The organism is Halorubrum rubrum (assembly GCF_024494685.1).
GTDB lineage: Archaea > Halobacteriota > Halobacteria > Halobacteriales > Haloferacaceae > Halorubrum > Halorubrum rubrum.
In genome coordinates this window covers 70,086-96,581 of sequence record NZ_JANHDM010000002.1, presented here as the reverse complement: position 1 = coordinate 96,581, position 26,496 = coordinate 70,086, and the positions used below count along the sequence as shown (strand labels likewise).

28 protein-coding genes are annotated in these 26,496 nt (G+C 70.4%); 10 read left to right on the top strand and 18 right to left on the bottom strand.

What is annotated here, in order from left to right; genetic code table 11:
* The first annotated feature begins 11 nt into the window (after nucleotides 1–11).
* Nucleotides 12–2,522 carry a heavy metal translocating P-type ATPase gene (locus NO889_RS02745; RefSeq protein ID WP_256410733.1) on the top strand — a complete coding sequence of 837 codons (2,511 nt, stop codon included), beginning with the start codon at nucleotides 12–14 and terminating at the stop codon, nucleotides 2,520–2,522.
* A 12-nt stretch (nucleotides 2,523–2,534) separates the two neighbouring features.
* Here NO889_RS02745 and NO889_RS02740 read toward each other — a convergent pair whose 3' ends face one another.
* The 5 genes from NO889_RS02740 to NO889_RS02720 form a co-directional block, all read right to left on the bottom strand.
* Nucleotides 2,535–3,149 carry a hypothetical protein gene (locus NO889_RS02740; RefSeq protein WP_256410732.1) on the bottom strand — a complete coding sequence of 205 codons (615 nt, stop codon included), beginning with the start codon at nucleotides 3,147–3,149 and terminating at the stop codon, nucleotides 2,535–2,537.
* A 95-nt stretch (nucleotides 3,150–3,244) separates the two neighbouring features.
* The gene (locus tag NO889_RS02735; protein WP_256410731.1) at nucleotides 3,245–3,487 is read right to left on the bottom strand and encodes an Rdx family protein; all 243 of its coding nucleotides are present in this window, start codon (nucleotides 3,485–3,487) and stop codon (nucleotides 3,245–3,247) included.
* Between the two features lie 63 nt (nucleotides 3,488–3,550).
* Entirely contained in the window at nucleotides 3,551–4,975 is a 1,425-nt protein-coding gene (locus NO889_RS02730) for a heme o synthase (protein WP_256410730.1), read from the bottom strand.
* 82 nt (nucleotides 4,976–5,057) lie between these two features.
* On the bottom strand, nucleotides 5,058–5,486 hold the full coding sequence (locus tag NO889_RS02725) for an FAD synthase family protein (protein ID WP_256410729.1): 429 nt from the start codon (nucleotides 5,484–5,486) through the stop codon (nucleotides 5,058–5,060).
* Nucleotides 5,483–6,004: a JAB/MPN domain protein-containing protein gene (locus NO889_RS02720; protein WP_256410728.1), complete on the bottom strand. Its 522-nt coding sequence runs from the start codon at nucleotides 6,002–6,004 to the stop codon at nucleotides 5,483–5,485. Before NO889_RS02720 ends, NO889_RS02725 begins: the two co-directional genes overlap by 4 nt.
* Nucleotides 6,005–6,140: 136 nt before the next feature.
* On the opposite strand from NO889_RS02720, the gene han reads away from it, so the two are divergent.
* Nucleotides 6,141–8,090 carry a Hef-associated nuclease gene (han, locus tag NO889_RS02715; protein WP_256410727.1) on the top strand — a complete coding sequence of 650 codons (1,950 nt, stop codon included), beginning with the start codon at nucleotides 6,141–6,143 and terminating at the stop codon, nucleotides 8,088–8,090.
* A 37-nt stretch (nucleotides 8,091–8,127) separates the two neighbouring features.
* Here the strand turns inward: han and NO889_RS02710 are convergent, their stop codons facing one another.
* On the bottom strand, nucleotides 8,128–9,837 hold the full coding sequence (locus NO889_RS02710) for a phospholipase D-like domain-containing protein (protein ID WP_379786994.1): 1,710 nt from the start codon (nucleotides 9,835–9,837) through the stop codon (nucleotides 8,128–8,130).
* Nucleotides 9,838–9,992: 155 nt separating this feature from the next.
* Here NO889_RS02710 and NO889_RS02705 point away from each other — a divergent pair, with 155 nt between their 5' ends.
* Entirely contained in the window at nucleotides 9,993–10,187 is a 195-nt protein-coding gene (locus NO889_RS02705) for a cold-shock protein (RefSeq protein WP_066411613.1), read from the top strand.
* 236 nt (nucleotides 10,188–10,423) lie between these two features.
* Here NO889_RS02705 and NO889_RS02700 read toward each other — a convergent pair whose 3' ends face one another.
* Nucleotides 10,424–11,917, bottom strand: a complete 1,494-nt coding sequence (locus NO889_RS02700) for a HEAT repeat domain-containing protein (protein ID WP_256410725.1) — start codon at nucleotides 11,915–11,917, stop codon at nucleotides 10,424–10,426.
* Between the two features lie 192 nt (nucleotides 11,918–12,109).
* On the opposite strand from NO889_RS02700, the gene dpsA reads away from it, so the two are divergent.
* Nucleotides 12,110–12,658: a DNA starvation/stationary phase protection protein DpsA gene (dpsA, locus tag NO889_RS02695; RefSeq protein WP_256410724.1), complete on the top strand. Its 549-nt coding sequence runs from the start codon at nucleotides 12,110–12,112 to the stop codon at nucleotides 12,656–12,658.
* A 69-nt stretch (nucleotides 12,659–12,727) separates the two neighbouring features.
* Here the strand turns inward: dpsA and NO889_RS02690 are convergent, their stop codons facing one another.
* Nucleotides 12,728–12,889, bottom strand: coding sequence for a hypothetical protein (locus tag NO889_RS02690; RefSeq protein WP_256410723.1), 162 nt, complete (start codon nucleotides 12,887–12,889; stop codon nucleotides 12,728–12,730).
* A gap of 131 nt (nucleotides 12,890–13,020) precedes the next feature.
* On the opposite strand from NO889_RS02690, the gene NO889_RS02685 reads away from it, so the two are divergent.
* Both NO889_RS02685 and NO889_RS02680 read left to right on the top strand, forming a co-directional pair.
* On the top strand, nucleotides 13,021–14,106 hold the full coding sequence (locus NO889_RS02685) for an NADH:flavin oxidoreductase/NADH oxidase (RefSeq protein WP_256410722.1): 1,086 nt from the start codon (nucleotides 13,021–13,023) through the stop codon (nucleotides 14,104–14,106).
* Between the two features lie 65 nt (nucleotides 14,107–14,171).
* Entirely contained in the window at nucleotides 14,172–14,996 is an 825-nt protein-coding gene (locus tag NO889_RS02680) for a DUF7547 family protein (protein WP_256410721.1), read from the top strand.
* 9 nt (nucleotides 14,997–15,005) lie between these two features.
* On the opposite strand, the gene NO889_RS02675 is transcribed toward NO889_RS02680, so the two are convergent.
* The 4 genes from NO889_RS02675 to NO889_RS02660 are packed head-to-tail and all read right to left on the bottom strand — an operon-like array spanning nucleotide 15,006 to nucleotide 18,588.
* The gene (locus tag NO889_RS02675; protein WP_256410720.1) at nucleotides 15,006–15,755 is read right to left on the bottom strand and encodes a sugar phosphate isomerase/epimerase family protein; all 750 of its coding nucleotides are present in this window, start codon (nucleotides 15,753–15,755) and stop codon (nucleotides 15,006–15,008) included.
* Nucleotides 15,756–15,808: 53 nt separating this feature from the next.
* A complete protein-coding gene (locus tag NO889_RS02670; protein ID WP_256410988.1) occupies nucleotides 15,809–16,447 on the bottom strand; it encodes an NAD(P)/FAD-dependent oxidoreductase in 639 nt (212 codons plus the stop codon).
* Nucleotides 16,448–16,501: 54 nt separating this feature from the next.
* Complete coding sequence (locus NO889_RS02665; protein WP_256410719.1) at nucleotides 16,502–17,575, bottom strand: methionine synthase; 1,074 nt, start codon at nucleotides 17,573–17,575, stop codon at nucleotides 16,502–16,504.
* On the bottom strand, nucleotides 17,575–18,588 hold the full coding sequence (locus tag NO889_RS02660) for a 5-methyltetrahydropteroyltriglutamate--homocysteine methyltransferase (RefSeq protein ID WP_256410718.1): 1,014 nt from the start codon (nucleotides 18,586–18,588) through the stop codon (nucleotides 17,575–17,577). The genes NO889_RS02665 and NO889_RS02660 overlap by 1 nt, the downstream gene beginning before the upstream one ends.
* A gap of 125 nt (nucleotides 18,589–18,713) precedes the next feature.
* Between NO889_RS02660 and NO889_RS02655 the strand changes: the two genes are divergently transcribed.
* Nucleotides 18,714–19,649 carry an ABC transporter substrate-binding protein gene (locus NO889_RS02655; protein WP_256410717.1) on the top strand — a complete coding sequence of 312 codons (936 nt, stop codon included), beginning with the start codon at nucleotides 18,714–18,716 and terminating at the stop codon, nucleotides 19,647–19,649.
* Here NO889_RS02655 and NO889_RS02650 read toward each other — a convergent pair.
* From NO889_RS02650 to NO889_RS02625, 6 genes are all read right to left on the bottom strand, one after another.
* Nucleotides 19,618–20,184 (bottom strand): HemK2/MTQ2 family protein methyltransferase, encoded by a 567-nt coding sequence (locus NO889_RS02650; protein ID WP_256410716.1) that lies wholly within the window; start codon nucleotides 20,182–20,184, stop codon nucleotides 19,618–19,620. The two genes, NO889_RS02655 and NO889_RS02650, sit on opposite strands and share 32 nt — an antisense overlap.
* A complete protein-coding gene (locus NO889_RS02645; protein WP_256410715.1) occupies nucleotides 20,181–21,335 on the bottom strand; it encodes a mechanosensitive ion channel family protein in 1,155 nt (384 codons plus the stop codon). Before NO889_RS02645 ends, NO889_RS02650 begins: the two co-directional genes overlap by 4 nt.
* A gap of 51 nt (nucleotides 21,336–21,386) precedes the next feature.
* Entirely contained in the window at nucleotides 21,387–22,286 is a 900-nt protein-coding gene (locus NO889_RS02640) for a 16S ribosomal RNA methyltransferase A (protein WP_256410714.1), read from the bottom strand.
* A gap of 121 nt (nucleotides 22,287–22,407) precedes the next feature.
* Entirely contained in the window at nucleotides 22,408–23,013 is a 606-nt protein-coding gene (locus tag NO889_RS02635; RefSeq protein ID WP_256410713.1) for a DUF655 domain-containing protein, read from the bottom strand.
* A gap of 91 nt (nucleotides 23,014–23,104) precedes the next feature.
* Nucleotides 23,105–23,461 (bottom strand): RNA polymerase Rpb4 family protein, encoded by a 357-nt coding sequence (locus NO889_RS02630; protein ID WP_256410712.1) that lies wholly within the window; start codon nucleotides 23,459–23,461, stop codon nucleotides 23,105–23,107.
* Between the two features lies 1 nt (nucleotide 23,462).
* Nucleotides 23,463–23,753: a 50S ribosomal protein L21e gene (locus NO889_RS02625; RefSeq protein WP_256410710.1), complete on the bottom strand. Its 291-nt coding sequence runs from the start codon at nucleotides 23,751–23,753 to the stop codon at nucleotides 23,463–23,465.
* Between the two features lie 273 nt (nucleotides 23,754–24,026).
* Between NO889_RS02625 and mptA the strand changes: the two genes are divergently transcribed.
* The 3 genes from mptA to NO889_RS02610 all read left to right on the top strand — a co-directional run bounded on the left by mptA (nucleotide 24,027) and on the right by NO889_RS02610 (nucleotide 26,495).
* Nucleotides 24,027–24,953: a GTP cyclohydrolase MptA gene (mptA, locus tag NO889_RS02620; RefSeq protein ID WP_256410709.1), complete on the top strand. Its 927-nt coding sequence runs from the start codon at nucleotides 24,027–24,029 to the stop codon at nucleotides 24,951–24,953.
* A 152-nt stretch (nucleotides 24,954–25,105) separates the two neighbouring features.
* On the top strand, nucleotides 25,106–25,348 hold the full coding sequence (locus tag NO889_RS02615; protein ID WP_256410708.1) for a sulfurtransferase TusA family protein: 243 nt from the start codon (nucleotides 25,106–25,108) through the stop codon (nucleotides 25,346–25,348).
* A 1-nt stretch (nucleotide 25,349) separates the two neighbouring features.
* Nucleotides 25,350–26,495: an NAD(P)/FAD-dependent oxidoreductase gene (locus NO889_RS02610; protein ID WP_256410707.1), complete on the top strand. Its 1,146-nt coding sequence runs from the start codon at nucleotides 25,350–25,352 to the stop codon at nucleotides 26,493–26,495.
* Nucleotide 26,496: the final 1 nt, after the last annotated feature.

Genomic DNA, 26,496 nt, shown 5'->3' with positions numbered 1-26,496 from the left:
AGCCACCACTCATGCCGAACTGTACCCTCTGTGACCTGCCGACGGGATCCGACCCGGACACCGACCCCGCCGTCGAGGGCGAGTACTGCTGTCAGGGGTGTCTCGCGGTGGCTCAGTCGCTCGACGACGTGGACGACCTCGAAGACCTCGAGGAGCGTGCCCCGGACGCGGAGCCCCCGGACGACTTCGACGGCGAGACGACCTTCCTCCACGTCGACGGCATGCACTGTGCGACCTGTGAGTCGTTCCTCGAGATGACCGCCGCCGAGCGCGACGGCGTCGCGGCCGCGGAGGCCAGCTACGCGACCGACACGATCCGCGTCGAGTACGACCCCGACCGGGTGACCGCCGCCGACCTGCCGGAGGCGCTTTCGGTCGCCGGCTACGCCGCGAGCGACCGGGCCGACCCCGAGCCCGCGGGCGACGACGTCGACGTGGTCCGGTTCCTGATCGGCGGGGGCTTCTTCGGGATGATGGCGATGCTGTGGTACGTCCTCTTTCTGTACCCGACCTACTTCGGCTACGACCCCCTCCTCGATCTGGGCGGGATGGGCGGGCTCTACCTGTTCACGCAGATCTGGCTTTTCACCTCCATCGTGCTGTTCTACACGGGGTACCCGATCCTCCGCGGGGCGTACGTGAGCCTGCGGGCGGGACGGCCCAACATGGATCTGTTGGTGTCGCTCGCGGCCGTCAGCTCCTACGCGTACAGCACGCTCGCGATGCTGCTCGGTCGGACCGACCTCTACTTCGACGTGACGATCGCCGTGATCCTCGTCGTCACCGCGGGTAACGGGTACGAGTCGCGGATCAAATCACGCGCGACGGGGATGCTGTCCGAGTTGACGACCGCGGCCGAGAGCGAGGCCCGACGGGAGTCCGGCGAGACCGTCCCGACGGAGGCGGTCGAGCCGGGCGATCGGCTGCTCGTGCGCCCCGGCGAGCGCGTCCCGTTCGACGGGACGATCGCCGAGGGGACCGCCGCGGTCGACGAGGCGCTGGTCACCGGCGAGTCGCTCCCCGCGACGAAACGCCCCGGCGACGCGGTTCGCGGGGGGACCGTGGTCACGGACTCGCCGCTCGTGATCGAGGTCGGCAAGGACGCGACGAGCACGCTCGACACGCTCGTCCGCCTGCTGTGGGACATCCAGAGTTCCCGGTCGGGGATCCAGCGGCTCGTCGACCGGCTCGCGACCGTGTTCGTCCCGCTCGTCGTCGCGGTCGCGGTCGTCGCCGCCGCGGGCACGCTCGCGTTCGGCGGCGCTCCGACCGACGCGGCGCTCGTCGCGCTCACGGTACTCATCGTCTCGTGCCCGTGCGCGCTCGGGCTCGCGACCCCCCTCGCGATCGCCGCCGGGATCCGCGACGCCGCCCGTCGCGGGATCGTGATCGTTTCGGACGCGGTCTTCGAGGCCGGTGCCGAGATCGACGCGGTCGTGCTCGACAAGACCGGCACGCTCACCGACGGCGAGATGCGGCTGCTCGAGACGGTTCCCGACGACGACGCGGATTCGTCCGGCTCCACCTCCGACGCCGATCTCGAGGTCGACGCCGGCCGGCTCCTCCGGCGGGCGGCCGCGCTCGAACGCGCGTCCGCACACCCGATCGCCGAGGCGATCGTCGACGCGGCCGCGGTGGATCGGGACGCGACCGACCGGCCGCCCGCGTCGCAGCCGGTCGTCGCCGACGGCGGAACCGAGCCCCGAGCCGGGACGGGCCACGTGGACGGGTCGGGTCCCGCCGGCGAGTCGGCCGATTCCGACGACCACGTCGATTCCGCTGACGCCGCCGACGTCGAGGTCACCGACCGCGGCGTCGCGGGGAGGATCGACGGCGACCGCGTCGTCGTCGGCCACCGATCGCTGTTCGCCGACCGCGGGTGGGCGCTCTCCGACCGACTCGACGAGGCGGGCGAGCGCGCGACGGCGGACGGAAACGTCCCCGTCTTCGTCGGCTGGGAGGGCCGCGTCCGGGGCGTTCTCGTCGTCGGCGACGCTGTCCGCGAGGGGTGGGAGCGGGTCGTGACCGACCTCGCCGACCGCGGGAAACGCGTCGTCGTCCTCACCGGCGACGCGGCCGCGGCGGCCCGGCGCTTCGAGGAACACCCGGCGATCGACGAGGTGTTCGCGGGGGTCCCGCCGGAGGCGAAAGCCGAGACGGTGAGGCGGCTCGGCGCGAGCGAGCGCGTCGCGATGGTCGGCGACGGCAGCAACGACGCCCCGGCGCTCGCGGCCGCCGACCTCGGCGTCTCCGTCGCGAGCGGCACCGACCTCGCGGCCGACGCCGCGGACGCCGTCCTCTTAGAGGACCGGCTCTCCGCGATCCCGGAGCTGTTCGACGTCACGAGCGGGACGAACCGGCGGATCAGGGAGAACCTCGGATGGGCGTTCGCCTACAACGCGATCGCGATCCCGCTCGCGGTCTCCGGGGCGCTGAATCCACTGTTAGCCGCGCTCGCGATGGGGACGAGCAGCCTGCTCGTCGTGAGCAACTCGGCGCGCTCGGTCGCCGGCGGGGAGTGACCGCGTCCCGGCTCACCCCGACGCGTCCGATCCGGACCGGTCGCGGTCCGTATTCGCCTCCGACTCGGACCGGTCGTCGCCCGCGTCCGTCCCGTTCCCGTCGCTTCGCTTCCCCGGAAGGAGCCGTCTCGCCAGCGCGCCGAGCCGCTTGTACGCGAGGTTGACGTACAGCCCCGCGAGGAACACCGTCCCGGCGACGAGGGCGTCGTTGGTCGCCGCCTCGGCCAGAACGATGTCCGACAGCAGGAAGACCCCGATACCGAGCGGCAGCGCGGCGAGAAGGTGGAAGTTGTACCGGAGCAGCCTGGCGGTCGAGCCGTCGAACCGCTCGATCAGCGTCGTGAAGACGAACCCCAGCGCGCCGAGCAGGCTGAACACGGGGACGTACGGCGGAACGAGGCCGGCCGAGATATCTCCCATCCCGGCGACCGAGCCGTCGTAGGTGACGGTCGCCGCCGCCACGAGGACGACAGTCAACAGGAGATCGCCCGCGGCGACCGCGATCCCGACGCTCGATCGGTACCACGTCCGGACCAACCACTCGGGGTTGCCCGCCTCGCCGAAGTCCCGGCTCCCGTCCGGGGTGTCCCCCCCGATCTCGCTCGGATCCCGTGTTTGACCCGCCATCGGCTCCGGGTTCGTCGGCGAGGAACAATTAACTTCCCCCGGCGGCCACGGTCCGCTCCCGAACCGACGGAGGGACCGAACGGGCGGGTCTCGGCTTACGCGGTCGCGCCGACGTGCGGCTTCACCGCGCGAACGATGTCGTCGACGTCGTAGCCGTCCTCGTCCTTGTCGTAGACGACCTCGTCGTCGACGCGGACGATGAACACGCCGTGGTCGCCGGTCACGAGCGCGACCTCGTCGAGTGCCTCCCCGAACTGCTCGAGCACCGCCCGCGAGACGTCCTGTGCCCGGTCCAGCATGCCGCACGGTACGCAGTACTCGATCTCGACTCGCGTCATACGCGCGAGTAGGATCCCGAGCGGCATAAAACGGCTGCCCCGGCGATCCCGGACCGCTCGGGTTCAGACCACGAGCGCGTCGAGGACGACCGCGAACAGCAGGAGCCCGAGGTACGCGTTCGACGCGTGAAACGCCCGGAACGCGGCCGACTCGTTCCGCTCGTAGTGGAGCCGGACGACGGTCCACAGGAAGACCGCGCCGAGCGCCACGCCGACGAGCGCGTACAGCGCGCCGAGCGGGTTGGCGACGAGCGCGAGCACCGCGGCGGCGACGAGCGTCGCCCCGAGGTACCAGAGGATGTGTCGTCGGGTGGCGGTCTCGCCGCGGACGACGGGCATCATCGGGAACCCGCCGCGCGCGTAGTCGTCCTTGTACGCCAGCGCGAGGTTGTAGAAGTGCGCGGGCGTCCACAGGAAGATCACGGCCGCGAGCAACAGCCCGCCGCCGCCGACCTCGCCGGTGACCGCCGCCCACCCGATGAGCGCCGGAAGCGCGCCCGCCGCCCCGCCGAGGACGGTGTTCTGTACCGTGTTCGGCTTCAACACCAGCGTGTACACGACGCTGTAGAACAGGATCGCGACCAGGCCGAGCGCGGCGGTCAGGGGATTCACGCTCCAGAACAGCCCGAGGGAGACGGTCGTCAACAGCCCGCCGAACGCGAGCGCGTGCGGGACCGGGACCAGGTCGGTCGCCAGCGGGCGGTCGTTGGTCCGCTGCATCCGTCGGTCGACGTCGCGTTCGAACACGTGGTTGAACGTGCCGGACGCGCCGATGGAGAGCGCCCCGCCGGCGAGCGTCGCCGCGACCGCGTACGGCGTGAACCCCGGACCGCCGGCGAGCGCCATCGCGGCGGCGGCCACGAGACAGAGCAGCCACATCAGCCGCGGTTTCATCAGTCGGAAGTACGCGGCCGCGGTCGCGCGAAGCCGCGGTACCGTCGCCGTCGGCACCGACGGCTCGGGAGCGTCCTCGACCGGCGGCAGGTCGTCGGCCCCCGGTTCGAAGTCGGTCGGGGCGTCGTCGGCGTCGCCGGTCGCGTCCTCGAGCCACCACGCCAGCGCGGCGAGGACGCTCGCGAAGATCGCCACGCCGAGGACGAGGTGGGTGAGCCCGAGCGGGATCGCCCCCTCCCGGACCGAAAGCGAGGTGTCGCCGAGGGCGACGACCGCGCCGATCCCGGCCTGCGCCGGGAACAGCGCGAGCGCGAGGAGGAGCGCGCCGCGGACGCGGCGGCCCGCGTCAGCGCGCCACGCCAACGCCGCGGCGGCGACGACGAGTCCTCCGACGACGGCGGCCACGGCCCGGTGGGCGAGCGCGATCCAGGCCGCCGGCTCCGCCGGGAGCGCGTAGCCGCCCCCGCAGGCGGGCCAACCGCCGCAAGCCGCCGCGGCGTCGGTCAGCGAGGTCGTCGCTCCGACGACGACGAGCAGGTACACGCCCATCGCCGCAGCAGCGAGGACCGCGGGGAACCGGTCGGGTATCGTCACGTGGATCGGCTTGGGCGTCGGCCCATATATGTCCCGCGCTTCCTCGGGTCGCGGTCGGCGGGGACTCCTCCCGGCTCTGACCTCATCCGCGACGCTCGAGGACCCGATCGATGATGTCGCCCGTGGAGAGCAGCTCGTCGTCGTGGCGGGGTTCCCTGCCGGACGCCCGCTCGAGCCGGCAGTCGATGCCTCGGTTCGCGAGCGCGGCCGCGATGGCGTCCTCGTCGTGGTGCTGATCGTAGCCGAGCACGATGACGTCCGGATCGATCGCCTCGATCGGCACGAAGATGTCCTCGGTGTGGCCGAGGTGCGCCTCGTCGACGGCGGCGAGCGCGGCGACCATGTCCCGACGCTGGCGGTCGGAGAGGATCGGCTTCGCCTTGTGAGTGACGTTCGCCCCTCGGGCGACGATCGCGTGGAGCTCGTCGCCGTACGTCGCGGCGTCCTCGAGGTAGTGAACGTGTCCAGGATGTAACAGGTCGAAGGTCCCCTGTGCGACGACCCGTGTCATCGCAGCCACGAGAGGAACCCGCCTCGGTCGTCGTTCGCGTCGCCCAGCTCGCGGTCGATGTCCTCCTGGGTGAAATCGAAGAAGTGCTCGTCGGGCATCTCGACGTCGAGGACCTCGAGCGTCCGCTGATTCCCCTCGTTGTCGAACGCCTTCCAGTCGCCCCAGCCGTAGGGCGCGCCGACGATGACGTGGACCTCGCCCTGCCCGAACGTCGCGAGGTCGGCGTCGCTCGGCTGGAGCACCCCGTTCGGGTGCGAGTGAACCGATCCCACCGAGCGCATGTCGTTCGGCTTCATGTGCGAGCGGACGGACGCGCTCGTCGGAGACGACTCCGTTCCGGGGATGACGAGCACGTCCGTGATGACCTGGCCGTCCCGGTCGATGTCGAGGTCGGCCGCGTCGTCCGCGCGGAGGAACCCCATGTACTCGTTGGGGTGGGTCTCCTCGCTGGCCTCGAGGACGAACTCCATCGTCTCTCGGGCGATCCCGAGGAGGTCGTCCGACCGGAACAGTCGCATGTCCCGAGAGACTCGCCGTCGACTCATATGGGTTCCGGACCGGCGGGACGCGGCCGAACGCGACGGCTCCTCGACGGACTCCGTCCGACGAGCACGAGATAACAAGCTTAACACCGTCCGATCCCGAACGACGTGTATGAGCGAGCACACCGCCGGGGATTCCGGCATGCGGGACGATTCGAGTCCCGAACCCGACGCCGTCGGGGCGAAGGGGGAACGCGATAGCCGAGACGTCGTCCACGATCTCGCACCCGACTGTACCCTCGAAGACGTCGAGACCGACGCGCTGTATCACGCCTCCGTCAACGGCGTCGTCGAGTACGGCGTCTTCGTCGACGTCTCCGACGCCGTGAGCGGGCTCGTCCACGAGTCGAACCTCGAGGGCGAGTACGCGGTCGGCGACCGCCTGATCGTCCGCCTGACCGAGGTCAAAGAGAACGGCGACATCGCCTTCGAGGAGTCGTCTCCGGGCGGCTACACGACCGAGACCGTCGAACACGAGCCGGCCATCTCTCGGGTCCGCGGGCTCGTCCCCGGCGACCAGGTGACCGTCGAGGGCGAGGTCGTCCAGACGAAACAGACGGGCGGCCCGACGATCTTCGGCGTCGCCGACGCGTCCGGCGTCGTCTCGTGTGCCGCCTTCGAGGAGGCAGGCGTGCGCGCGTACCCCACCGTCGAGGTGGGAGACATGGTTCACGTCACCGGGACCGTGGAGACGCGCGAGGGCGGTCTCCAGCTCGAGGTCGACTCGGTGAAGCCGCTCGCCGGCGACCGCGCAGAGGAGGCCCGGACGGCGTTCGAGTCGGCACTCGACGAGCGGGCCGAACCGGCCGACGTGGAGCCGCTCGTCGAGTGGGCGGCGTTCGAGTCGATCCACGACGACCTCCGCGACCTGGCCCACATGCTCCGGCGAACCGTGCTCGCCGGACGACCGATCCGGGTCCGCCACCACGCCGACGGCGACGGGATGTGCGCGGCGATCCCGGTCCAGCTGGCGCTCGAACGACTCGTCCGGGACGTCCACGAGGACCCGGACGCCTCACAACACCTCTTCAAGCGGCTCCCGAGCAAGGCTCCCTACTACGAGATGGAGGACGTCACCCGCGACCTCAACTTCGCGCTCGAGGGTCGCGCCCGCCACGGACGGAAGCTCCCGCTCCTGCTCATGCTCGACAACGGGTCGACCGAGGAGGACGTCCCCGCCTACGAGAACCTCACGCACTACGACATTCCGATCGCGGTCGTCGACCACCATCACCCCGACCCGGACGCGGTTGCGCCGCTTCTGGACGCCCACGTCAACCCGTACCTCCACGGCGAGGACTATCGGATCACGACCGGCATGATGTGCGTCGAGCTCGCGCGGCTGATCGACCCGTCGCTCTCCGAGGAGCTCGAACACGTACCCGCCGTCGCCGGGCTCTCGGACCGCTCGAAGGCCGAGGCCATGGACGACTACGTCGAACTCGCCGCGGACGCCGGCTACGGGAAGGACGAACTCCTCGACATCGGCGAGGCGCTCGATTACGCCGCCCACTGGCTGCGCTACTCGGAGGGGAAGACCCTCGTCAACGACGCCCTGAACGTCGGCTGTGACGACTCGGAGCGTCACGCGGAGCTGGTCGAGTTCCTCGCCGATCGCGCCGAGGATGACGTGGACCGTCAGCTCGAGGCCGTCGACGACCACGTCGAACACGAGCGGCTCGCCTCCGGCGCACACCTCTACCGGATCGACGTCGACGAGTACGCCCACCGGTTCACCTACCCCGCACCGGGGAAGACGACGGGCGAACTCCACGACACCAGAGTTCAGGAGACGGGCGACCCCGTCATCACGATCGGATACGGACCGGACTTCGCCGTCCTCCGTTCGGACGGCGTCCGACTCGACATTCCGACGATGGTGACGGAGCTGAACGAGGAGCTGCCGGAGGCCGGCGTCTCCGGCGGCGGCCACCTCGTCGTCGGCTCGATCAAGTTCGTGAAGGGCCGTCGCGAGGCCGTCATCGACGCGCTCGTCGAGAAGATGGCCGACGCGGAGATCGACGAATCGCTCTCCTCGACCGCCGTCATCGACGACGACTGAGCTCCCGGACCGGTTCCCCCAGCGCGGACGAGAGCTCTCAGACGAACGCGATCTCCCGACGCGCGACCGCTCCCGAGACGAGCACCGTCCCGACCAGTCCGGCGACCGTGCCGACCGGGAGGTGGACGCCACCGCCGCGCCAGTCGGCGGCGTACGCCCGAGCGTAGAAGTCGGCGACGTCCGCGTTCTCGACGACGAGGAGCACCTCGCGGTTCTCCGTCCTCGCGCCCTCGTTCCAGTTGAGGCTCCCGACCACGGCGGTGTCGTCGATCACGAGCCCCTTGGCGTGGATCTTGCCGTACCGGCCGCGTGGCTCCGCGACGGCGACGTCGATCGGCTCCGCGGCCAGCGTCTCCGCCAGTTCGCGGTTCCGTTCGCGGTCGTACCACGCGTTCGACAACAGGAGGTGAACGTCGACGCCGCGCGCGGCCGCCCGCCGGAGCGCTCGAACGATCCGGCCGTTCGGCCCGCCCGTCCGCGGGACGACCGCGAGGACCCGGTCGTCGGCGGCGTCGATCCGGTCGACGATCCGATCGCCGGCGTTGCCGGGCGCGGTGAGCAGTTCGACGTCGGCGGGAGCCGCGGCCGGCGGATCGAACCGGACGGGGTACGGCCGCTCCTCCGTGTCGGGCCCTCCCGCATCGTCGTCGCCTCCGTACGGAGGCGGTCCGTGGAACGTCGCGTCGGCGCGAAACGCCTGCCAAGAGCGGGTATCCGATCCGGTCACGTCGTTCTCGAAGAGCGCCGCGAGGTCCGCGGCGATCGCCGCGTCGTTCGCGGTCACGCCCCACCCGCGGTTCGATCCGCCGCCCGTTCCCGAGCGTTTCCAGTTCTCGGTGAGCACGACCGCCCGGTCGTCGGCGACCGCGTACTTGGCGTGGTGAAAGCGGAAGCGATTCGGCTCGCCGTCGAGGACGCGCACCTCGACGCCGGCGGCGACGAGTCGGTCGGCGGCCCGTGCGCCTCGCTTCGGGAAGCCGCCGACGGGAGTGCCCTCCACGAGGACGCGCACCTTCACCCCGCGGGCGGCCGCGTCGACGAGGCGCTCCACGACCCGGTCGGACTCGATCGTGTAGCCGGCGAGGAGGATCCGGTCGTCCGCGGCCGCGAGGGGTTCGACGGGAACGTCGGGACTGTCCGGCAGGACGAACGGCGTCACGGACGCGCCGGCGACGCGCTCCGGCGCGCGCGGCGCGTACCCGTCCGGTCGCCACTCGTCCCACGCCACCCGCCAGCGGTACCCCTCGCGGACCCGGTCGTACGCGACGACGTCGACCGGGTCGCCGTCCCGCCGGAGAACGATCCGGTCGCCGCTCGCGGACAGCGGGAAGTGGTCGTCGAGCGCGCGGACGGGAACGTCGCGACCGACGAGGTGTTCTCGAGTGAGGTTCGGTTCCATCGAGAGCGCGACGGTGCCGGTCGCGTTCGACGGGATCGACGCCTCGTGGTGCCCGTCGGAGAGCGACCAGTTCCCCGGCTCCGGCAGCCGGACGACGAGATACTCCCCGCGGTTCCCCTCGGCGACCGGATTGGGGTAGAGTTCGACGATCCGCGGGTCGGTGGCATCAGCGGCGCCGGCGGCGTCGGTGGGGGCGATCCGCGACGGCTCGGTCGCCTCCGGGACGGTGGCCGACCCGGTCGTCGCGCCGGCGACGCCCGCGACCGGTCCGACGGCCGCGATCAGGACCGCGACCGCGACGACGATCCGGAGGACGGATTCGGCCCGGTGGACGGATTCGATCCACATCCCGATCCCGGCCCGAACGAGCCGACGGGATCGATCGATCGAGGGACGCATGAGCGCTCTGGCCGCGGTATCTGGAATAAAGGGTCGGACGCTCCCTTCGTGGTACCACGACCCTCGCAAGGGTTATCCCCCGATCGGCCGTACGTTTGATTGCAATGGCAAACGGAAAGGTTGATTTCTTCAACGACACTGGCGGCTACGGTTTCATTTCGACTGAGGACGAGGACGATGACGTGTTCTTCCACATGGAAGACGTTGGCGGCCCGGACCTCGAGGAGGGACAGGAGTTAGAGTTCGACATCGAGTCGTCGCCGAAAGGCCCCCGCGCGACGAACGTCGTCCGCAACTAAGCTCCGTCGGGCGATCGTCGCCCCGAGACCCCACACGACGACCATCGGGCCCGCTTCGTCCTCGCGAGGGGACGCCGGACGCGACCCAGTTTCTCACACATATCACGCGCCGAGCATCGCCGATGACGAATCGGATCTCGACGCGTTGTCGGACCGCGTTTCGACGAACCGTCGGTTCCGCGGTTTCGGGAGATTCGAAAGCGATCCGAAACGAACGAGAGAGCTAACCCGATCGACTACGCCGGCGTCGCCGCGGCGTCGAGGGCCGTCCGCGCCTTCTCGGCTTCCGTCTGGACGACGAAGGAGCGCTCGTCGGCGTACTCGGCGACCGTCTCGAGCGCCTCCCGCGTGCCGATCTGGCGGAGCGCCCAGCCGGCGGCCGCGCGGACGTCGTCGGCGTCGTCCTCGGCGAGCGCGTCGGCGAGCGGGTCGATCGCCCGCGTGTCGCCGATGAGTCCGAGCGCGCGCGCGGCGAGCGGACGGACGTGGTCGTTCTCCATCTCCAGTTTCGCCGCGAGCGGGCCGACCGCGTCGACCGCGCCGATCTCGCCGAGCGCCTTGAACGTCGCCTTCTGGAGCTGCGGGTTCGAGTCCTCGTCGACGTACTCGAGGAGCGTCTCGGTTGCCTCCTCGGCCGCCATCTTCCCGAGGATGCGGATCGCGAACTGGTCGCGCTTGCCGGCGCGGCCGAGCAGTTCCTCGAGCGAGGCCTCGGTCTTGCCCCGTTTGCCCATCCGCTCGAGCGCCTCGAGACAGTGGCGCTCCATGAAGTCCGACTGGAGGGAGTCGAGCGCGAGCAGGATCATGTCGACGTTGCCGCGCGCCTCGTGTTCCTTCAGGGCGGCCCACTCGACCGGGAAGTCCTTGTAGTGGCCGAGCACGTCGTAGTACCCCTGCGCGCGGAGCTGCTCGTGGGTCTCGAGGTCGTCCCACTCCTCGGCGTCCTCCAGGCCGTCCTCGAGCGCGTCGGTCGCCTCCAGGAGCGCCGCGATCGTCTCCGCGTCGTCGTCGGGATCGAGGTCCACCTCGCCGATCGCGCCGGCGACCGCGTCGAGCGCGGCGACGAGCTCCGCGATCGGGACGGCCCCGTCGAGATCGGTGGCGTCCGCCGCCTCGTCCGCGTCCGCCGTCTCCGCGTCGGCGTCCGTCTCCGAACCGTCCGTCTCCGTCCCAGCGTCGTCCGTCTCCGCGACCTCGTCGAGGAGCGCGTCCGCCGCGCCCCCGTCGGCGTCGTCCTCGACCGCCGGCACGTCGATCGCGTCGGCTGCCGCGTCGATGAACGCGCGGACCGCGTCCGCGGCGTCATCGTGACCGTCGGCGGTCCACTCGGTGTCCTCGAGCGTCGAGGCCGCCGCCTCGATCGCCTCGACGACGTCCTCGGCGTAGGGGCCGCGGGCGTCCTCGACCCCCTCGCGGAGCGCCGCGATACGGTCTTCGAGGTCGCCACGCGGGTCGTCGGCGTCCTCGTCGTCCTCGTCGGGTTCAGGGAGGTCGGCGTCAGCCAGGGCGTCCTCGGCGTCGTCGAGCAGCGCCTCGACGTCGTCGAGGTCCGCCTCGGTCTCGGCGTCCTCGAGCGCGGCCTCGATCTCGTCGAGGTACTCGGTCAGGGACTCCTCGGTGGCCTCGTCGGGGAGCGTCGGAGCGGTCGCCTCGGGCTCGTCGGCCGCCGCCGCGTCGTCGGCGTCTGCCCCCTCGGAGGCGTCGGCCGGGTCGTCATCGCCGTTGCTCATACACTGGAGAATGCGCGCGTACTCCATTAAGACGTTTCCCTTCGTGGCGGGCCGCGTCCGCGGAACGCCCGTCGATCGGGCCGCGGACGCTCGACGGGAGGAACACAATATATGAATTATTCTTTCAGCTATCGAAAATCTGTTTTTGATAATGAAAGCATTAAGTGGGTGTGTCCCCTACGTCGAGACGTCATGAGCACCCAAATACAGCCCCGTCAGCGGTACGGGGAGGTACACGAGAGCGAGGCGCTGCGGATCCCGGCGGAGAAAGCCGAACAGCTCGTCGACGCGCTCAACACCGACCTCGCGGCCACGTACGTGTTGTACCACCAGATCAAGAAACACCACTGGCTCGTCGAGGGCGCGGAGTTCCGCGACGTCCACGAGTACCTCGGCGAGGTCGCGGCCGACCTCGAGGAGGGGGCCGACGCGATCGCCGAGCGCGCGCAGGCGCTCGGCGGCGTCCCGCTCTCCGGCGGCGCGAACTACGAGGAGCACGCGCCGGTGACCCCCGAGGACGCCGACGCCTACGACGTTCGAACGTCGCTCGAGAACGACCTCGAGATGTTCGGCGACGTCGTGGAGAGCTTACGCGAGCACGTCCGGCTCGCCAACAACCTCGGCGACTACACCACGGAGGACCACCTCCGCGACGTGTTGGAGGACGTCGAGGAGCACGGCCACCACGTCGAGCACTACCTCGAGGACGACACGCTCGTCAGCCCCGAAGCGCTCGACTGATCGGCCAGCGATTTCCGTCGGTGTCCGACGGTCGGTGATAGGGGCGTGATCTTCGGCGGCCGTTTCTCCTCAGCGTTCGGGTTCGACGGTCAGGTCGGTCGCGATCCAGGCGTCGGTGTTGCCCTCCTCGATGAAGACGGTACGGTCGGGAGTGGTGTGATTCGTCGCCACGGTCGGCGGCGCGTCGCCCGGAGCGTCGGGGTCGCGTTCGACGCGTTCTCCGCTGCTCATTAACGGCCGCTCGGGGACGAGCGACGTTATGAGTTTCGGTCGGCCTAAATCGCGCCGATAGCCGCCGGCGATGGCGGCGATGGCGGCGGGCTACCGGAGGGCATTACTGCGACGGCGGCGTCGATCCGACGATGACGGACTCGCTTTTCACGCCGTTCTCGCTGCGCGATACGGAGATTCCGAACCGAGTCATGCTCTCCCCGATGTGTCAGTACTCCGCCGAGGAGGGGATGCCGAACGAGTGGCACCGGGTCCACCTCGGGAGTCGGGCGGTCGGCGGCGCGGGCGTCGTGATGACGGAGGCGACCGGCGTCGAGCGTCGCGGCCGCATCACGCCCGGCTGTCTGGGCATCTGGTCCGACGAGCAGGCCGAGGCGCTCGAGCCGATCACCTCGTTCGTCCGGTCGCGGGGCGCGATCCCCGCGATCCAGCTGGCCCACGCCGGCCGGAAGGCCTCCCACGCTCCCCCGAGCGAGGGCGGCCACGCGCTCCCGCTCGATCACGAGGAGGGATGGGAGACGGTCTCCGCGACGGACGAGCCGTACCCCGACGAGGAGCCCGCCGCGACCCGACGGATGGACGGCGACGACGTCGCGGACGTGATCGACGCGTTCGCCGCGGCCGCGGAGCGCGCCCGCTCCGCCGGCTTCGGGATCGCCGAGGTCCACGCCGCGCACGGCTACCTCCTCCACCAGTTCCTCTCGCCGGTCACCAACGACCGCGACGACGAGTACGGCGGGAGCTTCGAGAACCGGACGCGGTTGGTTCGCGAGGTCGTCGCGGCGGTCCGCGAGGTGTGGCCCGACGACAGGCCCGTCTTCGTCCGGATCTCCGCGACCGACTGGCTCCCCGACCGCGACTCGTGGGACGTCGACGACTCGGTGCGGCTGGCCCCGCTGCTCGCCGAGGCCGGTGCGGACCTGATCGACGTCTCCGGCGGCGGGATCCACCCGGACCAGGAGATCCCGAACGCGGGACCGGGCTACCAGGTGCCGTACGCCGAGGCGATCCGCGAGGGGACCGACGTGCCCGTGGCCGCCGTCGGCGGGATCACGGAGCCGGCCCACGCCGACGCGCTCGTGCGCAACGGACGCGCCGACCTCGTCGCGCTCGGCCGCGAGCTGCTTCGACACCCCTACTGGCCGCTCGAGGCCGCCCACGAGCTCGGCGCGGCGGTCGAGTGGCCCGTCCAGTACCGCCGCGGCCGGTTCGAGTAGCGGCGGATCGGGGCGACCCTTCCCTCCGGACGGCCTTTTTATCTCCCGGCCGCGTACGGCCGTACATGAGTTCCCGTGGTTCCCGCGACGGCCCGCGCGACGACGACCTCGAGGAGCGGCTCGACGAGCTCGAGGACGTGCTCTCCGAACTCCGGCGCGACCTCCGGGAAACCGAGCGCGACCGCCGCGGTCCCCCGCGCCCGCCCCGCCTCTCCGAGCTGGTCCGATTCACCGAGCAGTACACGATCCCGACGCTGATCGCCCTCCTCGAGACGACGATCACGTCGCTGGAGCTGGTGCGCGGAACCCTCCGGCTGCTCGATCCCGGACGGGAGTTACGGGAGGACGCGGACGCGACCGCGGACCGACTCGCGGGGGTTCGCGACGGCGCGGCCGGGGGGCTCGCGCGCTCGCTCTCCGAGCTTCGGACCGCGCTCGCGGAGGCCGACCTCCCCGAGGAGGCCGCCTCGCGCTCGATCATCGAGGACGCGCGCGACCTCTCCGCCGAGATCGAAGCCCGGATCGAGGAGGGCCGCCGGGAGGCGGACGCGGCGAGACGGCCGGAGCGCGACGCCGGCGAGCGGACCGGGAGCGGCGAGCGGGCCGGAGCCGCCGACCGAGGACGGAGCGACGCCCGCTCCGACGACGGGGCGGTCCGCATCGACGTCACCGACCCTGACGACGACCGCGGCGAGGGCTCGACGGACGCGGACGGGAGCGACGCGCCGGCGGACGCGAACCGACCCGCCGACGAGGCGCGACCCGAGGTCGACGTCGAGTCGGAGTTGGAGTCGATCAAGAGCCAGCTCGACGAGGACGGCGACGCGGACGAGGAGCCCGAGGGAGACGATGGCGCTCCCGACCGGCCCGAGGGGAACGACGAACCCTGACCGGTCCGGTCACCACTCCGCGCCGAGGTGGCCGGCGACGCGCTCGGCGGAGTCGAGGAGCAGCGCGCCGTCGTCGGTGAACACCTCGAGCGCGACGGTGCCGTCGAACTCGCCGAGCGCGTCGCTCACGCTCCCGTAGTCCACTTCGCCGGCCCCGACCGGCATGTGGGTGTCGCCGCGTCGCCGCACGTCGTGACAGTGGAGGTGCGAGACGCGGTCGCCGTGGCTCCGGAGGAACCGCCGTATGGCCTTGTTGCCGCCCTCCATGTAGGCGTGGCCGACATCGAAACAGACCGCAGCGTCCGTCTCGCGGACGATATCACCGAGCACCGACAGCTGGATCCCGCGGTGCTGGTGTCCCACGTTCTCGACGACGACCTCGACGCCAGCCTCGCGGCCGGCGTCGGCGACGCGACGGAGCTGGTCGGCCGCGACCTCGCGGAACTCGACGTCGTCGCGGTCGGCCGAGGTGGCGTGGAGGACCGCCTTCTCCGCGCCGAGGTCGCCGGTCGCCTCCAACAGCCGCCGCTGGTAGGCGACGATGGCGTCGTTGACCTCGGGCGCGTAGCTCGTGAGCAGCTGGCTGTACGGGAGGTGAACCATCAGGTCGCGACCCGCCAGCGCCCGCTCCAGTCGGTCCGGGTCGATCGATTCGGGCGGGAGGCTGCCCGCGCCCACGCCGAGTTCGACGAAGTCGAACGCCGCCGGCGACCCCGCCAGTCGATCGAGGTCGTCGCCGACGGTCACGCCGATGTCCATACCGATCGGCTGCGCCGCGGGGGACTTAAGAAAACGGACCCACGACTCCGGTCCTACTCCTCGTCGACGAGCGAGCCGAGCACCCGCTCGGCGTCCGCGGGCACGTCGAAGTCGTGGTAGTGTTCGCCCTTCTCCTTCGAGAGGACGTTGAGCGCGGCCGCCGCGCCGTCGCCGGCGGAGATGACCGCCTGCCACTCCTCGGCGCGGACCATCGCGCCCGTCGCGTAGGCGTCCTCCACGGAGGTCTCCATGTCCACGCCGACGTCGACGGTGTCGTCCTCGGAGAAGTCACAGCCGAGGTCCTCCGCGAGGTCTCGGCTCGCGCCGGTCGCGAGCACGACGTAGTCCGCCGCGTGCTCGTCCTCCGTGGTCGAGACGACGAAGCCGTCCCCGCTCTCCTCGACGCCCGTCACCTCGACGCCCTGGTGGCGCTCGACGCCGAAGTCGTCGACCTGGTCCCGCATCGTGTCGACGAGGAGGGTGCCGTCCACCGACCCGATGCCGGGGTAGTTGAACAGGTGCGCCTTGTGCATCCACGTGCCGTCGGTGTCGAAGACCGTCGTCTCGAGACCGTTCTTTGCCGCGAAGAGGGCTGCGCTCAGGCCGGCGGGGCCGCCGCCGACGACGATGACGTTTGCCATGTCGGAGACACGGACTCGACCCGCATAAACGCCCGGTAACGGGAGTGTGATCGGGCAAGGAGGCGAATCGGTCACCGATCCGGAGCGGCCGCCGTTCGAACCGCCTCAGTCGTCCGCGAGCGGCGCGTCGAGGTCGATCTCGCCGGCGTCGATCTCGGCTTCGACCTGGCGCGCGGCCTCGACCATGTTCTCGGTCTTGCCGTAGGCGATCTCGCGGGGCAGCAGCTTCAGCCCGCAGTCGGGCGAGATCGTCAGTTTCTCCGGGGGAACGACGCGCAGCCCCTGGCGGATGTTCGCCTTGATCTCCTCGACCGGCTCGATCTCGGCGGTGTGGGCGTCGACGACGCCGAGCGCGAGGTCGGGCTCGAACGCGGGCTCCTGGAACGTCGGGATCTGCTCGTAGTCGCCGTTACACAGCTCCACGTCGAACTCGTCGATCGGGAAGTCGTTGATCTCGGGATAGATCCGCGAGTAGTCGCCGTAACAGACGTGGAGGCCGATCCGCACGTCCTCGTCGATCCCCGAGACGATCCGGTCGAGCGCCTCGCCGACGATGGCGTGGTCCTCCGGCGTCGTCGCCAGCGCGGGCTCGTCGATCTGGACGTAGCGCGCGCCCGCCTCGACCAGCTTCTCGACCTCCTCGTTCACGAGGTCCGCGAGGTCGTAGACGAGCTCCTCGGTGGAGGGGTACGCCTCGTTGAACGCCCAGAAGCCGAGGGTGTACGGCCCCGTGATGGGGACCTTGACGGGGCGCTCGGCGACGTTCGTGGTGAACGCGAACTCCTCGACGAGCCACGGCTCGTCGTACGAGACCTCCTCGACGACCGACGGCTTGTCGAAGTAGTTGTGGCCCCACACTTTCACCGGCCCGTTGAACTCGTAGCCGTCGATGCGCTCGGCGAAGAACTCCACCATCTCGTTGCGGCGCATCTCGCCGTCGACGACGGTGTCGAGGCCGGCGCGCTCGTGCTCGTGGGTGATCAGCCGGCAGGCGTCGTCGTGCGCCTCCGTCAGATCCGACTCGTCGAACTTCGAGTCGGGGTCCTCGACGAGCTCGTCGGCGCGGTTCAGCCACTTCGGCTTCGGGTACGAGCCGACGACGGTCGTGAGCAGGAACGAGTCGTTCGGGTGGTCGTGCGGGCGGAACTGGGCGCGGTTGGCGGACGGGTTTCGGACCATTACTCTAACACCTCCGTGGCGGCGGCGAGCGCGGACAGCTTCGCGCGGTACTTGTTCTCCGGCAGGTAGAACAGCTCCGTGTTCGGCGTCAGGTAGGTGGCCTCGAAGTCGGCGGCCGGAACCTGTCCCTCGAACCACTCGACGCGCTCCGCCACCGTCTCCGGCTCCTCGACCAGCGTGTTCTGGCCGTCGACGAGGCCGAGCGCGACCGAGTCGGTCGCGCCGTACTCCTGGACGTTGTACACCGTGTCCTCGCGGTCGCCGGCGACGAGGTCGAGGCCGAGCGCGTCCGCGTCGGCCTCGTCGACGAGGTGGGCGTACAGCTTCTCGTCGAGCGCGCCGTACGAGGTCTGGACGACCACGTCGGCGTCGGTCGCGTCGGCGACCGTCGCGATCGCGTCGGTCGCCCGCTCCTCTGCTCCCTCCGCCGGCGGGTCCGTCACCAGCGACGGCTCGAGGAGGAACAGCGTCTCGTGGGCGGGAAACGCCTCGAGCTCGCCGGCGAGGAAGTCGGCTATCGCCGCCTGGAACGCGCTCTCGTCGCCGTAGTGCTCGTCGGTCGCGAGCGCCGCGAGCGAGTACGGGCCGGGCAGCGTCGCCGCGAGCGGGGCGTCGCCGACGTCCGTCCCGTCGATCAGGTCGGCGGCCGCCTCCAGCTCGGCGGCGACGTCGCCGGAGAAGCCGAGGTCGTCGACCACGCGCGGGTCGCGGTAGAAGTTGTTGTTGTCGTAGTAGCGGACGATCCCGCCGGTCTCGACGCTCTCGTGAACCGTGAGCGGGTGCGCGATCATGTCGTCCCAGCGGCCCTGTCCCTCGACGACGCGGTCGAGACCGGCCCCGAGCTGGTCGTCGACGAACTCCGCGCGGACCTCGTCGTACGCCTCGGCGATCTCGCCTCCCTCGTCGCCGCTCAGGAGATCGCCCTTCTGATGGCCTTTCAGGTCCGAAAGCGTCTCTTTCGCCCAGTCCGGGAGCGGATAGATCCCCGGCGTGGCCGCGACTCGTTCAGTCATCACCGAGCGTTGGATATGCCGTTGTATAATATTTGCGAACCTGTTTCATGTTTCTCGGTTATCCTCGCGCTCCCGTCGAGAGCCGGAGCCGAACCCTTACCATCGATGGCGTCGAACCGCGATCCATGTCCGTCGTCTCGCTTTTCCCCTCGGCGACGGAGGTCACGGCGGCGCTCGGCGTCACGCCCGCCGCGGTCTCCCACCAGTGTGACCGCCCGCCGGCGGCGGCCGACCGCCCGACGCTCACCGGGCTCGTCCGCGACCTCGACGGCGACCCCGACGGGTTCGACCGGATCGCCGCCCACGACGACACCTACTACCTCGACGGCGACGCGCTCGCCGCGGCCGACCCGGACGCGATACTCACGCAGGGCGTCTGTGCCGTCTGCGCGCTCGACGCCGGCCTCGCCCGCCGGGCGGTCGAGCGGCTCGACCTCGACGCCGCGGTGCTCGACGTTCACGCCGACGACCTCGGGGACGTGCTCGCGAACGTCGAGCGGATCGGCGAGGCGGTCGGCCGTCCGGACGCCGCGGCCGAACTGCGCGCCGACCTCGAAACCCGGATCGACGCCGTCGCCGACGCGGTTCCGGGCGGAACCGTGGGGGGCGGGACGGAGGCCGCCCGCCCCCGCGTCGCCGTCCTCGACTGGACGGACCCGGTCCGCCACGGCGGGCTCTGGATCCCCGACCTGGTCCGTCTCGCCGGCGGGGAGCCGGGACTCGTGGCGGCCGGCGAGCGGTCGCGGAAGGTCGATCCCGAAGAGCTGCGCGCGTTCGACCCGGAAGTGCTCGTCGTCGGCCCCTGTAGCGCCGACGTCGGCGAGGCTCACGGACGGGCGCTCGACCTGCTGGAGCGCGAGTCGCTCGACGGCGTGGCCGCGGTGCGTGAGGGACGGGTGTACGCGATGGACGGCACCGCCTACCTGAACCGCCACAGCCACCGCGTCGTCGACGCGCTGGAGGCGCTCGCGACCCTGATCCACCCGAGCCGGTTCGAGGCGAGCGGACGCGGCGAGTCCGACGAGCGGGTCAGACGCGTCGTTCGAGCCGCAACACGCTGAGCGTCTCGAACGGGAACGACTCCTCGAGTGCGACCTCGTGGGCGAAGCCGGCCGCCTCGACCAGCGCCAGCACCTCCTCGTATCCCGTGAGCGAGGAAACGAGCAGGAGGACGACGCCGTCGGGCGCGAGCACCCGACCCACGTCGGCGAGGAACGGCTCGATGAGTTCCCTGCCGGACTCGCCGCCCGAGAGCGCCCGTTCCATCCAGTCGTCCCACTCGTTCTCGGGGTCGGTCGGGAGGTACGGCGGGTTGAAACACACCGTGTCGAACGCGTCGGCGCGGAACGGGTCGAGCAGGTCGGCGACGACCGCCTCCACGCCGCGCCCGCGGGCCTCCCGCGCCGCGTGGGGGTTGCGGTCGCTGCCCACGACGCGGAGCCCGCGCTCCTCGGCGATCCGCTCCGCGACCCAGCCGGAGCCGGTGCCGACCTCCAGCACGCGCCCGCGAGCGCTCTCGACGGCCGCCTCCGCCAGCAGCCCGGAGTCCTCCGCGGGCCGGTACACCGCCGGTCCGTCGCGGTCGAGACCGTTCACGCTCCCTCCGAGCTGTCCTCGCTCGACGGCGTGGGCTCGCCCTCGGCGGCACCGCCGATCCTGGCCTCCATCTCGGCGTCGGCCCCCTTCGTGCGGCTCGAGAGCGTCTGCTGCGGGAAGGGGATCGTGATCCCCTCGTCCTCGAACGCGGTCTTGATCGCGCTCATGACCGCGGTCTGGGTCCGCCAGCGCTTGCGCATGCTCGGGTTCGTGATCCAGTAGCGGACGCCGAAGACGACCGCCGAGTCGGCGAACCGCTTCGTCACGACGTCCGGCTGGGGCATTCGGGCCACCCCGTCGATCCCGGAGACCGACTCGCCGATGACGTCCGCCGCCCGGTCGAGGTCGGTGGCGTAGTCGACGCCGACCTCGATCTCGATCCGGAGCCGGTTTCGCCGCGATCGGTCGATGACCGCGCCGGCGCGCACCTCGTCGTTCGGGATCGTCACCACCTCCCCGTCGAACGACCGAAGCCGCGTGCTGATGATCGAGATCTCCGTGACGGTCCCCTCGTGTTCGCCGATCGACACCCAGTCGCCCACCTCGAAGGGGCGCGAGAACATCAGCACGAAGCCGGCGAGGACGGCCCCGAGCGTCTGTCTCGCGGCCATCCCGACCACGATCCCGAGGAACCCCGCCCCGACGAGCAGGCTGCCGACGTTGTCGGTGAAGAGGCCGATGGTCACGAGGCCGACGAGCGTGTACACGCTCAACTGGACGATCCGGCGGAGCACCTCCTCCTGGTGTTCGGAGATCGCCGTGCTCTCGACGGAGAGCTCGCGGATCACGCCCCCGAGGAAGTCGGTGACCGCGTAGGCGCTCGCGAGTAGGATCACCGCGAGCACGACGTTCGACAGCTGGTCGGCGATCGCGGCCGACTGGACCGCGTCGACGAGCGCCCCGCTGCGCTCCCAGACGGCGAGAAGCGAGAGCACCCCCGCGGCGGTGACCCCGGCGACCGTCGTCGAGAGCGCGAGCCGCTGTTTCGAGGAGAGCTCCTCGTCCCGTCCTTTCACGCGGCCGACGACCAGCCTCACGCCGCCGACGACCGCGAGGATCGCCGCCGTGATCAGAATGCGCCGGGCGTTCTCGCTCACGAGACGTTCGACGCCGGCGAGGACGCCGACGAGGGTCTCCGCCCCGGCCGTCATCGGTTTTCTCCGGTCCGCCGTCGTTCGGTTCGAGTCCGGTCGGTCATCGTCTCACGCCTCCGTCGGCGAGCCGTGCTCGCTGGCGAGCGCCGCCAGCGCCGCGAACGCCGAGGGGTCGAGCGTCCCCGGTCGCCGGGACAGCAGGTCCTCGTCGGCCGCGTCGACGACCGCGTCGGGCCGGTCGAGTCCGGAGATGTGCGCCGTGTTGCGGATCGCGTTCCGGACCGTCTTGCGCCGCTGGGTGAAAAGTGCCTTCACGAACCGCAGGAAGAACGCCTCGTCGTCGACCTCGTAGTCGGGGTCTCGAGGCGTACAGCGGACGACCGCGCTCTCGACGGCGGGCTGGGGATCGAACGCCTCCTTGGGGATCCGCTCGACGACCTCGACGTCGGCGTAGTGCTGTGTCGAGACCGAGAGCCGGCCGTACTCGGACTCGCCGGCCGACGCGACCATCCGGTCGGCGAACTCCGCCTGGAAGGTCAACACGAGCGGCCTCGATTCCGGGAGCAGCCGGAAGGCGATCTCCGAGGAGATCCCGTACGGGAGGTTCGCGACACAGGCGGTGAACTCGGGCAGATCGACCGTCAGCGCGTCCCCCTGGATCACCTCGAGGGTCCCCGACTCGACCGCGTCGGCGAACTCCTCGCGGAGGAAGGCCGCGAACGGCGGGTCGCGCTCGATCACGGTCACCCGGCCGGCGGGGTCCGGGTCGTTCGCGCCCGCCGCCGCGAGCAGTCGGTCCGTGAGCGCGCCCGCGCCGCCGCCGACCTCGAGGAGGTGGCTCGCGTCCGCACCGTCGGGGAGGTACGTCGGCAACCGGTCGAGGACGCGGTCGTCGACGAGGAAGTGTTGATCGTTGTCGGGGTTCGCGCGGGTGCCGGCCCGCCGCGCGAGCGCGTCGGGGTCACGGTTTCCGTACGCGTCCGCGGTCCCCGCCGATCGATCGGTCATGGCCGCGCTACACGTCGGTTCGGGGTAAAAGTCCCGTTTCGGCGCGGTGGCGTTCCGTTCCTGGGTCCCCCCGTCCGCGTCGTGTCACCCGTCCGCGTCTTCCCCCTGCGCCCGCGTCGTGTCACTCCCCGCGTCCGACGAACGTCCGGTACTTCAGGTCGTCCTCGCGGATCTCCTCTGCGATCCGTTCGAGTATCACCTCGCGGGGGCTGTGGAGCCCCGAGATCCGGTCTTCGACCTCCTCGAAGCTCTCGAAGGGGCCGCGCTTCCGCTCGTCGAGGACCCTGTTTCGGAGCTTCTTGCCGATCCCCGGAAGGAGGTTGAGCTGGTGGAGTCGAAGCGTGATCGGCTCCGCCTCGTTGTAGAAGTCGACGAACCGGCGCTCGTCCGCGTCGACGATCGCCTCGACCGCGTACTCGATCTCGGCGGCCGCGTTCCGGGTGAGGTCGTCGAAGGAGACCTTTCGGTACCGCGAGACGGCCGGTCCGTCGAGGTCGATCCGGTCGCTCACGGAGACGTCCGCGTCCTCCTCCAGGGACAGTTCGTACAGCCCGAACGACGACTCGCCGAGCGCGTACGCGACCGGTGACTTCTGGTAGCCCGGCCGGCCGTCGTCGGGCCGGCCGTTCGGGAGGACGTCGAGGAGGACGGCGACGGAGCGCTCCTCCGTCCCGTCTCCGGAGGTCGCGGCGCGCTCGGCGGCGACGTCTGTGGCGTCGTCGGTCATGCCACTAGGTAGCGCGTCCGAAGGGTAAAAAACCGCTGTCGTCGGGGAAACTCGAGACCCCGGCCGGGACGGTTCGGGCCGACCGGCCGTCTCAGGCGTACTTCGCGACGACGTCGAGGACCTGATCGAGCTCCTCGCCGTCGAGCGAGTACCGCTCCTGTGCGAAGACGGAGCGGAGTTCCGTGCGGTCCTCCGGCAGGAGGTCGGCGATCTTGACCGCGGTCGGAACGTCGATCGGTTCGAGATCGACGAGATCTTGGACGAGTTCGCGGGACTCCTCGGCGTCGAGGTGGCCGAACCGGTTCACGTGCTCGATCGCGCGGGCCAGCTCGTATCGGAGTTCGCGGTCCTCGTCGGCCGCGCGGTCGGCCTCGATCTCGGCGAGGATGTCCTTCGCCTCCGCGGTGGTGAGGTACTCCTCGTCGAGCTTCTCCTTAAAGATCGTCATCTTACTGCTGACGGCTCATGTGGGCGGCGCGGACGATGAGCGTCTTGGTCTTGCCGCCGTCCGTGATCTCGACTTTGAACGCCGCGCCCTGCTTGCCGATCACGGTGCCGGTTCGGCCGTCGAAGCGGGGGTGAAATCGGCCCTCCTGGACGCTCGGGTCGATCTTGAGGTGGACCTGACTTCCCTCCTCGAACTCCTGGATCGCGCGCTGGGGCGGCGAGGTTCCGCGGTCTCTCGGCTTGTTCGACAGCTTGTCGCGAGTGGCCTTCTGGGGTCCATTGGAACTCGGCATGGTCGTTGGGGTACGGTTCCGCTGCCGCGGTTATAAATGGTGCGTTACGCGCCGGAGCGGCGAGCGACGCGGCTTTGAGCGCTCGACGAGCTGGAAGGCCTCGACGTGGAGCGGGAGGTCAGGGCGCTCAAGCTCGAACGGTTCGGGGGGAACGGGGGTCGAGCACCGATCGGCGCGAGTGAACGCGCGATCGGCTCCCCGACGTCCCGGAGAACCCGACGTGAGACCCGTCATCGAAAGCCCTAATCGCTCGTCTCCCCTGGTACGTTCGTAATGAGTCACCAGCTGCCGGACGTACAGGCGTCGGCCCCGGACGTCACCGTCGGGCTCTCACAGGTCGGCGTCACCGGCGTGGAGAAGCTCGTCAAGCTCGCCCGCGGCGACGACCGACCGATCGTGCTCATGGCCGAGTTCGAGGTGTTCGTCGACCTCCCGAGCGGCCGGAAGGGGATCGACATGTCGCGGAACCTCGCGACGATAGACGAGATCTTAGAGGAGATAACCCGCGAGGAGGCCTATCGCGTCGAGGACGTCTGCGGCGACGCCGCCGAGCGACTCCTGGAGAAACACGACTACACGACCACCGCGGAGGTGTCGATGTCGGCGGAGCTCGTCACCCGCGAGGAGACCCCGGCCTCCGGGCTCGAGACCCAGAGCACGGCGACGATCCTCGCCAGCGCGACCGCGACCGACGAGGTGACCCGCGCCGAGATCGGCGCGGAGGTCACGGGGATGACGGTGTGTCCCTGCTCGCAGGGGATGAGCGAGTCGCGCGCCCGCGAGGAGCTCCACCGGCTCGGCGTCGACGAGGAGACCGCCGAGACGTTCCTCGAGGCGGTCCCGCAGCCCGGCCACTCCCAGCGCGGCCACGCCACCCTGACGATCACCACGGACGGCAGCCCCGAGGTCGACCTCCGGGACGTGATCGACGTCGCCCGCGACTCGATGAGCGCGCGGATCTACAACATGGCGAAACGCCCCGACGAGGACCACATGACCTACCACGCCCACGCGAACGCGAAGTTCGTCGAGGACTGCGTCCGCGCGCTCGCCGAGGGGGCGCTCTCGGAGTTCGACCACCTCGCCGACGACGCCGTGATCCGCATGAAACAGTCGAACGACGAGTCGATCCACCAGCACAACGCACACGCCGAACGCGAGGTCACGATGGGTGACCTCCGCGCCGAACTCGGCGAGTAGCGTAGCCGCCGTCCGTTCCGAGAACGGCTCTCGACTCGTCCCGAGACGCTCGTGTCGTCGCCGATGGGGTATATAACGTCCGGTACGGTTCTACATACGTGGAATTTATACACAATACTATGTTCGCGGGGGTCGGATATTCACGCGTACTCATGACCGACATCGACATCGAACCGACGGACACGGTCGACGCGCGCGGAGCCGCCTGCCCCGGTCCGCTGATGGACCTCATCGGACGGGTCCGCTCGGCGAGTTCGGGCGACGTCGTGCTGTTGTTAAGCGACAACGAGGGGTCGCTCACGGACGTCCCGGAGTGGGTCGGCGAGACCGATAACGAACTGCTCGCCGTCGACGAGACGGGCGACGAGTACGGCTTCTACGTGGAGGTGACCTGACGTGGTCGACCGGATCGCGGTCCTCGGTGGCGGCACCGGCGGAGCGGTGCTCGCGAACGACCTCGCCGACCGGCTCGCCGCCGAGATCGACGCGGGCGACGTCGAGGTGACCCTGATCAACGACGACCCCGACCACGTGTACAAGCCGGTGTGGCTGTACGTCCCGTTCGGGCAGCGCGAGCCGGCCGACGGCCGGCGGCCGCTCCGGGAACTCGTCGACTCCCGGATCGACCTCGTGATCGACCGAGTGACGGAGATCGACGCGGACGCGAAGGCGCTCGCGCTCCGCGACGCCCCCGGATCGCTCGCGTACGACTACCTCGTCGTCGCGACGGGATCGACGCTCGCGCCGGCCGAGGTTCCCGGACTCGTCGAGGGCGGCCACGACTACTACTCGGAGTCCGGCGCGGTCGCGCTCCGGGACGAGCTGCTCTCGATGACGGAGGGGCACCTCGTACTGAGCGTCGTGGGGACGCCGCACATGTGCCCCGCCGCGCCCCTGGAGTTCGTCTTCATGGCGGACGACTGGTTCCGCGAGCGCGGGCTGCGCGAGGACGTCGACATCACCTACACCTACCCGATCAACCGCGTCCACGGGAACGCGAACATCGCCGAGTGGGCCCGGCCGATCATGGACGAGCGCGGGATCGACGTGGAGACGTTCTTCAACGCCGAGTCGGTGGACCCCGACGCGGGAACGATCGCCTCCATGGAGGGGTCCGAGATCGATTACGACCTACTCGTCGGCGTCCCGCCGCACCGCGGCGTCGACGTGGTCGACGAGGCGGACCTCGGCGACCGCGGCTGGGTCGACGTGGACAAACACACGCTGGAGGCCGACGCGGCCGACGGCGTGTACGCGATCGGCGACGCCGCGACGACCGGCGTTCCGAAGGCGGGCAGCGTCGCTCACTACCAGGCGGGCGTCGTGGGCCGGCGGCTCGCGAGCGAGGTCCGCGGTCGCCCCGCGACGGCGACGTACGACGGCAAGACCCTGTGTTTCATCGAGACGGGGATGGACTCGGCGTCGTTCGTCGAGTTCGACTACGAGAACCCGCCGTCGCCCGCGCCGCCCTCGGAGAAGCTCCACTGGTCGAAGCTGGCGTACAACGAGTCCTACTGGCTCACCGCACGGGGGTTGCTCTGAG

Bases quoted from the DNA above. Each gene is read 5' to 3' on its own strand.
- NO889_RS02640 (WP_256410714.1), bottom strand. From the start codon at position 22,286: ATGACCGATCGATCGGCGGGGACCGCGGACGCGTACGGAAACCGTGAC.
- han (WP_256410727.1), top strand. From the start codon at position 6,141: ATGAGCGAGCACACCGCCGGGGATTCCGGCATGCGGGACGATTCGAGT.
- dpsA (WP_256410724.1), top strand. From the start codon at position 12,110: ATGAGCACCCAAATACAGCCCCGTCAGCGGTACGGGGAGGTACACGAG.
- NO889_RS02690 (WP_256410723.1), bottom strand. From the start codon at position 12,889: ATGAGCAGCGGAGAACGCGTCGAACGCGACCCCGACGCTCCGGGCGAC.
- NO889_RS02625 (WP_256410710.1), bottom strand. From the start codon at position 23,753: ATGCCGAGTTCCAATGGACCCCAGAAGGCCACTCGCGACAAGCTGTCG.
- NO889_RS02725 (WP_256410729.1), bottom strand. From the start codon at position 5,486: ATGACACGGGTCGTCGCACAGGGGACCTTCGACCTGTTACATCCTGGA.
- NO889_RS02700 (WP_256410725.1), bottom strand. From the start codon at position 11,917: ATGAGCAACGGCGATGACGACCCGGCCGACGCCTCCGAGGGGGCAGAC.
- NO889_RS02655 (WP_256410717.1), top strand. From the start codon at position 18,714: ATGTCCGTCGTCTCGCTTTTCCCCTCGGCGACGGAGGTCACGGCGGCG.
- NO889_RS02705 (WP_066411613.1), top strand. From the start codon at position 9,993: ATGGCAAACGGAAAGGTTGATTTCTTCAACGACACTGGCGGCTACGGT.
- NO889_RS02645 (WP_256410715.1), bottom strand. From the start codon at position 21,335: ATGACGGCCGGGGCGGAGACCCTCGTCGGCGTCCTCGCCGGCGTCGAA.
- mptA (WP_256410709.1), top strand. From the start codon at position 24,027: ATGAGTCACCAGCTGCCGGACGTACAGGCGTCGGCCCCGGACGTCACC.
- NO889_RS02735 (WP_256410731.1), bottom strand. From the start codon at position 3,487: ATGACGCGAGTCGAGATCGAGTACTGCGTACCGTGCGGCATGCTGGAC.
- NO889_RS02745 (WP_256410733.1), top strand. From the start codon at position 12: ATGCCGAACTGTACCCTCTGTGACCTGCCGACGGGATCCGACCCGGAC.
- NO889_RS02615 (WP_256410708.1), top strand. From the start codon at position 25,106: ATGACCGACATCGACATCGAACCGACGGACACGGTCGACGCGCGCGGA.
- NO889_RS02720 (WP_256410728.1), bottom strand. From the start codon at position 6,004: ATGCGACTGTTCCGGTCGGACGACCTCCTCGGGATCGCCCGAGAGACG.
- NO889_RS02630 (WP_256410712.1), bottom strand. From the start codon at position 23,461: ATGACGATCTTTAAGGAGAAGCTCGACGAGGAGTACCTCACCACCGCG.
- NO889_RS02710 (WP_379786994.1), bottom strand. From the start codon at position 9,837: ATGTGGATCGAATCCGTCCACCGGGCCGAATCCGTCCTCCGGATCGTC.
- NO889_RS02665 (WP_256410719.1), bottom strand. From the start codon at position 17,575: ATGGTCCGAAACCCGTCCGCCAACCGCGCCCAGTTCCGCCCGCACGAC.
- NO889_RS02740 (WP_256410732.1), bottom strand. From the start codon at position 3,149: ATGGCGGGTCAAACACGGGATCCGAGCGAGATCGGGGGGGACACCCCG.
- NO889_RS02685 (WP_256410722.1), top strand. From the start codon at position 13,021: ATGACGGACTCGCTTTTCACGCCGTTCTCGCTGCGCGATACGGAGATT.
- NO889_RS02635 (WP_256410713.1), bottom strand. From the start codon at position 23,013: ATGACCGACGACGCCACAGACGTCGCCGCCGAGCGCGCCGCGACCTCC.
- NO889_RS02680 (WP_256410721.1), top strand. From the start codon at position 14,172: ATGAGTTCCCGTGGTTCCCGCGACGGCCCGCGCGACGACGACCTCGAG.
- NO889_RS02675 (WP_256410720.1), bottom strand. From the start codon at position 15,755: ATGGACATCGGCGTGACCGTCGGCGACGACCTCGATCGACTGGCGGGG.
- NO889_RS02660 (WP_256410718.1), bottom strand. From the start codon at position 18,588: ATGACTGAACGAGTCGCGGCCACGCCGGGGATCTATCCGCTCCCGGAC.